This window comes from Streptococcus sp. HSISS2 (genome assembly GCF_000448665.1).
In the GTDB taxonomy this organism is placed as follows: Bacteria; Bacillota; Bacilli; order Lactobacillales; family Streptococcaceae; genus Streptococcus; species Streptococcus raffinosi.
Genome location: NZ_CM002133.1, coordinates 460141 through 467451 on the forward strand (window position 1 = coordinate 460141; position 7311 = coordinate 467451).

The 7311-nt window shown below is 40.8% G+C and carries 5 protein-coding genes and 1 pseudogene; 4 read left to right on the top strand and 2 right to left on the bottom strand.

Translation table 11 applies throughout. From position 1 onward, the window contains the following. Positions 1–1455: AAA family ATPase (locus HSISS2_RS02225; protein WP_042766911.1), on the top strand; the 1455-nt coding region annotated here is incomplete at its 5' end. Between the two features lie 389 nt (positions 1456–1844). Here HSISS2_RS02225 and HSISS2_RS02230 read toward each other — a convergent pair. Then, positions 1845–2390 (bottom strand): DUF3278 domain-containing protein, encoded by a 546-nt coding sequence (locus HSISS2_RS02230; RefSeq protein WP_021145165.1) that lies wholly within the window; start codon positions 2388–2390, stop codon positions 1845–1847. 26 nt (positions 2391–2416) lie between these two features. Further along, a complete protein-coding gene (locus HSISS2_RS02235; RefSeq protein WP_021145166.1) occupies positions 2417–2614 on the bottom strand; it encodes a helix-turn-helix transcriptional regulator in 198 nt (65 codons plus the stop codon). A gap of 438 nt (positions 2615–3052) precedes the next feature. Here HSISS2_RS02235 and pheS point away from each other — a divergent pair. The 3 genes and pseudogenes from pheS to pheT form a co-directional block, all read left to right on the top strand. Further along, positions 3053–4094, top strand: a pseudogene (gene pheS, locus HSISS2_RS02240) (phenylalanine--tRNA ligase subunit alpha). Between the two features lie 16 nt (positions 4095–4110). Then, complete coding sequence (locus tag HSISS2_RS02245) at positions 4111–4629, top strand: N-acetyltransferase (RefSeq protein WP_021145169.1); 519 nt, start codon at positions 4111–4113, stop codon at positions 4627–4629. Between the two features lie 301 nt (positions 4630–4930). Next, positions 4931–7311, top strand: a 2381-nt coding sequence (gene pheT / locus HSISS2_RS02250; RefSeq protein WP_042767179.1) for a phenylalanine--tRNA ligase subunit beta, incomplete at its 3' end; no start/stop codon positions are given.

Here is a 7311-nt window from a genome sequence, read left to right on the forward strand (position 1 = left end):
AGTGAGGCCAAAGTTGAAGCCCTTAAAATCAAACGTAAGGCTCTACAGAAAGAGTTAGAAGGCCTTAAGGTAGATGGTGAAAATGCTCGTCTTCAGGAGCAAAAATTGGGCTTGGAACACCAACAAGCCTTGTCAGAGGTGGAGAAAAATCAAACCCTAGTGGATAGTTTCAAACAGGATTCTCAGAGAACTGAAGGGGTAAATCTTCAAGATAAGGCTGAACAACTTAAAGCAGAGTTAGCACAAATTGCATCCAAGCGTGAGACCATTAACGACCGTATTGAAGCTATTAAGGAAGACAAAGATGCACTTGGCCAACAAAAACAGGTTCTCTTAGACAAGCAATCTAAACTTCAGTTGAAGGAACGTGATTTGCAAGCAGAATTGCGTTTTGCTAAGACAGAAAGTAATCGTCTTCAAGCCGACTTGTCTGAATTAATGAAGGAATCGGATAGTCTTAAATCGCTTCTTAATAATCAGGTCAATGATGACCAAACTGACCGCCTTCCGCATTTGCAAGCACAGCATAAAGAAGCTGTCCAACGTAAGGAAGATTTGGAACAAGCTCTTGTCCGTGCCAAGATTCAGGTGCAAGATTACGAAGGTCAGTTGGAAGACTTGGAGGAGCGTTTGGCTAAAGCTGGCAATCGTAACGAGGACTTGATTCGTCAGCAGACTCGCTTGGAAGAACGTGAAAGTCAGATTAGTCAATCGCTTCGTAAGTTTGCGACCCAGTTGGCTGAAGATTACCAGATGACACTTGAAGTCGCCAAAGGTCAGGCTAGCCCTCTTGACAATGTCGAACAAACACGCCAGAACCTGCAAGGTCTTGAGCGTTCAATCAAAGCTTTAGGTCCGGTCAATGTAGATGCTATTGCCCAATTTGAAGAGGTTAAGCAACGTCTTGATTTCTTGAACGGACAAAAGGATGATTTGCTCGAAGCTAAGAGTCTCCTTCTGAATACCATAAATGACATGGATGATGAAGTGAAATCACGCTTTAAAGCAACCTTTGAGGCTATCCGAGAAAGCTTTAAACAGACCTTTACCCAGATGTTTGGTGGAGGTTCAGCAGACTTGATTTTGACCTCAGACAATCTCCTAGAGGCTGGGGTAGAAATTTCTGTGCAGCCACCAGGTAAGAAAATTCAATCACTTAACCTTATGTCTGGTGGTGAGAAGGCCTTGTCAGCTCTTGCCCTTCTCTTTGCCATCATTCGTGTTAAAACCATTCCATTTGTTATCCTTGATGAAGTAGAAGCGGCTTTGGATGAAGCCAATGTTAAACGCTTCGGTGACTACCTTAATCGTTTTGACAAGTCCAGTCAATTTATTGTAGTTACCCACCGTAAGGGAACCATGTCTGCAGCAGACTCTATTTATGGGGTAACTATGCAGGAATCAGGTGTCTCGAAAATCGTTTCGGTCAAACTAAAAGACCTTGATTTAGACTAAAAATAGATTATATTTTCATGAAAGATAGTTGATAGCTTTATCACTATCTTTTTTCATAGTCTCAAAAAATTTGTAAGGACTTTCAGAAAAACATTAAGTTTGCGCTTTCAAAATTACGCAATCGATTGCGTAAAATGGCTTAACAAAGGCTATGATTAGGATTTTAGGGTTTATGAGAGAGAGGGCGACTTGTCATTTCCCACTGACATGTTACAATATTTAAGGAAATGTCATATGGGGATATGGTGTTTTTTGAAGTTAGTTATAGTGTATGTGTTAAGATACGATTTTCTGGACACATTTAGGCTTCGCGTATACAAGTCTAAGAAGTCTTCTTTCGAGCGAAAAATCCAGGCTGGGAAACCTGGATTTTTCTTTGTCTTTTTAGTTTATTGGTCACCTTTCTCAGCTTGAGATTTGGCTTGTTTGATACCAGCATTGACCAAGCCCTGCATGATAGCCCCAAAAAGGATAGCTTCAAAAATGCCTGATAGCATATTATGGATTGAGAATAATTCTGTCAAATAGTCTTTATTGTCAACTAAGAAGTGAACTAGGGGCATGCCTAAGAACATGCTAATCCCAAAGTATAAACCTGACTTAAGCCCCACGTGCTTAAGTTGTTTTTTCTCTTTCTCAGTCAGTTCTTCCTCGTCAAAAGCATTAACAGCACTTATCTTTAACTTATAAGTAAGGATGCTGCTAACTAACAGAATGATAATCAAGAGGAGGATAGGATAAATACGAGCTACAAGTTCGGGATACTTAAAGCCTATAAGAAAGGCAATACAATTACCACAAAGTAAGGTAAAGAAAAGAACTATGAAAGCTATGTTACCCATTCGATCAACCTGTTGGCGCTTTTGTTCATCTAAAGGACCAGTAATACCGTAAAAACGTTTGATTAGTTTGTCAGTGAAGGTTTCTTTAACCATGATTTACCTCTTTCTATCTTTTATCTTTATTCGCCATTTCCATCCCAAAAGAGACTGTTAAGATCTGTGTCTAGTGCTTTAGCTAGATTTAGACAGAGCTCCAGTGTTGGGTTATATTTGTTATTTTCAATCATATTAATGGTCTGTCGGGAAACACCAATAGATTTTGCGAGTTCTAATTGCGAAAGCCCCATATTCTTTCTAAATTCCCTGACCTGATTCATAATGGGCCTCCTTCTGAAAGACAAGCTAATGTGTTGCTGTAAGTCGCAATTTATTAATTATGTCAACTTTATCTGACATAATTGTAGCAAATTTGTATAGGTGTGTCAATTATCTTAGACATATTTTCCATTTTGGCATTAACTAAAGGATTCTTTGTCAGCTCTTGAAAGCTTTTTGTTTTTTGGTAAAATTGATAGTAATTGAATAGAAGTCGTAGAGACTAGTAACCTTATGGAAATTGACAGGGATTGGAGGTCATGGACTGGAAGCCTCCTCAAGGGAAGTTCGGCGAATTCACTCATGAAAACGACTGACGAATCAAGGTCTGGGTAACCAGATAAAAAACGGATGGTACCGCGTGTCAACGCTCCGGGTTGGAGTTTTGGCATGTGGTTTTTTGTTTGCGATTCGAAATTGTTACATCAGAAAGGAATCTCATGGATTTACAAACACAATTGCAAGAGTTGAAAACATCAACGCAGGCTAAATTGGCTGAAATGCGTGGTGAACACTCTAAAGAATTACAAGAATTGCGTGTTGCAGTTTTGGGTAAAAAAGGCTCTTTGACGGATCTTTTGAAGGGGCTTAAAGACCTTCCTAATGAAGAACGCCCTAAAGTTGGTAAAATGGTCAACGAAGTTCGTGACGTTTTTACTGAAGCTTTTGACGAAGCCGCTAAAATTGTTGAAGCCGCTAAAATTCAAGCACAACTTGACTCTGAAAGTCTTGACGTAACCCTTCCTGGACGCCAAGTCAAACTTGGAAACCGTCATATTCTTAGCCAAACAGCTGAAGAAATCGAAGACATTTTCTTAGGGATGGGCTTCCAAATCGTTGATGGTTTTGAAGTTGAGACTGACTACTATAACTTTGAACGTATGAACTTGCCTAAGGACCACCAGCGCGTGATATGCAAGATACCTTCTACATTACTGAAGAAATTTTGCTTCGTACTCACACAAGTCCTGTCCAAGCTCGTACACTTGATAAACACGATTTTTCTAAAGGTCCACTTAAGATGATCTCACCAGGACGTGTTTTCCGTCGTGATACAGATGATGCGACTCACAGTCACCAGTTCCACCAAATCGAAGGTTTGGTCGTTGGTAAAAACATCTCAATGGGTGATCTTAAGGGAACGCTTGAAATGATTATCCAAAAATGTTTGGTGCAGAACGTCAAATCCGTTTGCGTCCATCTTACTTCCCATTCACTGAGCCTTCAGTTGAGGTTGACGTGTCATGCTTCAAGTGTGGTGGTAAAGGATGTAACGTATGTAAGAAGACAGGTTGGATTGAGATCCTGGGTGCTGGTATGGTTCACCCACAAGTGCTTGAGATGTCTGGTGTCGATTCTGAAGAATATTCAGGTTTCGCCTTTGGTCTTGGTCAAGAACGTATTGCCATGCTTCGTTATGGTATCAACGACATTCGTGGTTTCTACCAAGGGGATGTTCGCTTCTCAGAACAGTTTAAATAAGGTTTAGGAGGTTGTCATGTCAGTCGTTATTCGTAAGGTTCTTCCGGAAGAAGTAGCAGAATTAAAAGTTCTCTCCGAAGATACCTTTAGAGAGACTTTTGCTCATGATAATACCGAAGACCAGTTGCAAGGTTACTTTGATACCGCACTTTCTGAGGAAGTTCTCTTAGATGAAATCACTCATGAAGAATCGCGTTACTTTTTCATTCTCGTTGATGGTGAAAAGGCAGGTTTTCTAAAGACTAATGTAGGTTCTGCTCAAACAGAGCAGCACTTGGATAATGCCTTTCAAATTCAACGTATTTATATCAGTCAGGCCTTCCAAGGCATGGGCTTGGGTAAGCAACTCTTTGAGTTTGCCTTACAAGAAGCTCGTGATCTAGGTTGTGATTGGGCCTGGTTGGGTGTTTGGGAAAGGAATTTCAAAGCACAGATATTTTACGATAAATATGGCTTCGAAAAATTCGCAGAACACGATTTTCCAGTTGGTGATGGTAAAGTTGACCGCGACTGGTTGCTTAAATTAAAACTATAAACCTATTATTAAGTTGATAGAGAGGAGTTTAAAAGGCGATTAAACGTGTTAGTTCGTCTTCCTCTTATATCAGATATACATATTCCTAAATTACAGAAAGGATTTGAACCCGCTTAAGTAGAGGTTTGAACTCTTCTCTCATTTATCAGTTGAACTGATAATTTTACAGAAAGGATTTGAATACGACCTCAAAGTTCGAGATTTAGATAAGTCGCTACTGAAATCAGGATTTCAGGCGACTTCCTAAAATCTTGTCACTTTGGTCCTTGCTTTGCAAGGACACGGTCTTAATATCATAATTATGCTAGTTAGTTATAAATGGTTAAAAGAGTTGGTTGATGTGGATGTTACCACTGCTGAACTCGCTGAAAAAATGTCGACGACAGGTATTGAAGTGGAAGGTGTTGAGACACCTGCTGAGGGCTTGTCAAAATTGGTTGTTGGTCATGTCTTGTCATGTGAAGATGTGCCTGACACACACTTGCACTTGTGTCAAGTAGATACTGGAGATGCAGAAGGTCCACGTCAAATTGTTTGTGGTGCTCCAAATGTCACTGCTGGTATCAAGGTAATTGTTGCCATTCCTGGTGCCCGCATTGCGGATAACTACAAGATCAAAAAAGGTAAGATTCGCGGGATGGAATCTCTCGGTATGATCTGTTCTTTGGCAGAACTTGGACTTCCAGATAGCATTATTCCTAAGGAATTTGCGGATGGTATCCAAATTTTGCCAGAAGATGCCGTACCTGGAGATAGCATCTTCCCATATCTTGACCTTGATGATGAAATCATCGAATTGTCAATCACACCTAACCGTGCGGATGCTCTTTCTATGCGTGGTGTGGCACATGAAGTCGCTGCAATCTATGGAAAATCTGTTCACTTCCCAGAAAAAACGGTTACTGAAGACAGTAAACCAGCTTCTGATAAGATTTCAGTAGCCATCGAAAGTGATAAAGTGGCTACTTATGCTAGTCGTGTGGTTGAGAATGTTACTGTTCAACCAAGTCCACAATGGTTGCAAAACCTTCTTATGAATGCTGGTATCCGTCCAATCAACAACGTGGTTGACGTGACAAACTATGTTCTTCTTTACTTTGGACAACCAATGCATGCCTTCGATTTGGATAAATTTGAAGATTCACGTATCGTTGCCCGTGATGCCCGTGATGGTGAAAAATTAGTCACTCTCGATGGTGAAGAACGTGAATTGACTGCTGAAGATATTGTTATTACAGTTGCTGACAAACCAGTTGCCCTCGCAGGTGTTATGGGTGGCGCTTCAACTGAAATTGACAACAATTCTAAAAATGTCGTTCTCGAAGCTGCTGTTTTTGATGGAAAATCAGTTCGTAAGACAAGTAGCCGTCTCAACCTTCGTTCAGAATCATCATCACGTTTTGAAAAAGGTATCAATAATGATACTGTCCTTGAAGCCCTTGATTTTGCTGCAGCTATGTTGCAAGAATTGGCAAATGGAACGGTTCTTGCAGGCCGTGTTCAAGCGGGATCTGTTGATACAGAGCCAGTCCAAGTTTCTACAAGCCTTGACTACGTAAATGTTCGCCTTGGTACAGAATTGACTTTTGCGGATATTGAAGATGTGTTTGAGAAACTTGGTTTTGGATTGACTGGTGATGCTGATAAATTCACTGTATCTGTACCACGTCGTCGTTGGGATATCAGTATCCAAGCAGACTTGGTTGAAGAAATTGCACGTATCTACGGCTATGAAAAATTGCCTACGACACTTCCAGAGGCAGCAGGAACAGCTGGTGAGTTGACTGAAACACAAGCGCTTCGCCGTAAGGTTCGTACCATTGCTGAAGGTGCTGGATTGACTGAAATCATCTCATATGCTTTGACAACACCTGAAAAGGCCGTTGAATTTGCTGCGACACCAACTAACTTGACAGAGTTGATGTGGCCAATGACTGTCGACCGTTCAGCCCTCCGTCAGAACATGGTCTCTGGTATGCTTGATACCGTTGCTTACAATGTTAACCGTAAGAATAGCAACGTTGCTATCTACGAAATTGGTAAAGTCTTTGAGCAAAAAGGTAATCCGAAAGAAGATTTACCAAATGAAATCAATACCTTCGCCTTTGCCATTTCTGGTCTTGTTGCGGAAAAAGATTTCCAAACCAAAGCAACGCCAGTTGATTTCTTTTATGCCAAGGGTATCGTAGAAGCTCTCTTTGATAAACTTGACCTTACTGTTGACTATGTAGCGACAAAAGACCTAGCAAGTATGCACCCAGGTCGCACTGCGACTATTTTACTTGATGGTCAAACCATTGGATTCCTTGGTCAAGTACACCCTCAAACCGCTAAGAACTACGGTATTCCAGAAACTTATGTAGCTGAAATTAATCTCAACGCTGTAGAAGCTGCCTTGCAACCAGATCAACCATTTGTTGAAATCACAAAATTCCCTGCAGTATCACGTGATATCGCCCTTCTTCTTAAGGCTGACATCACCCATCAAGAAGTTCTTGATGCTATTAACTCTGCTGGAGTGAAACGCTTGGTTGCCATTAAACTCTTTGACGTTTATGCAGGTGAAAAACTTGGTGCAGGAATGAAATCAATGGCCTATAGCCTTACCTTCCAAAATCCAAATGACAACCTTACAGACGAAGAAGTTGCCAAATACATGGAAAAAATTACCAAAGCTCTCAC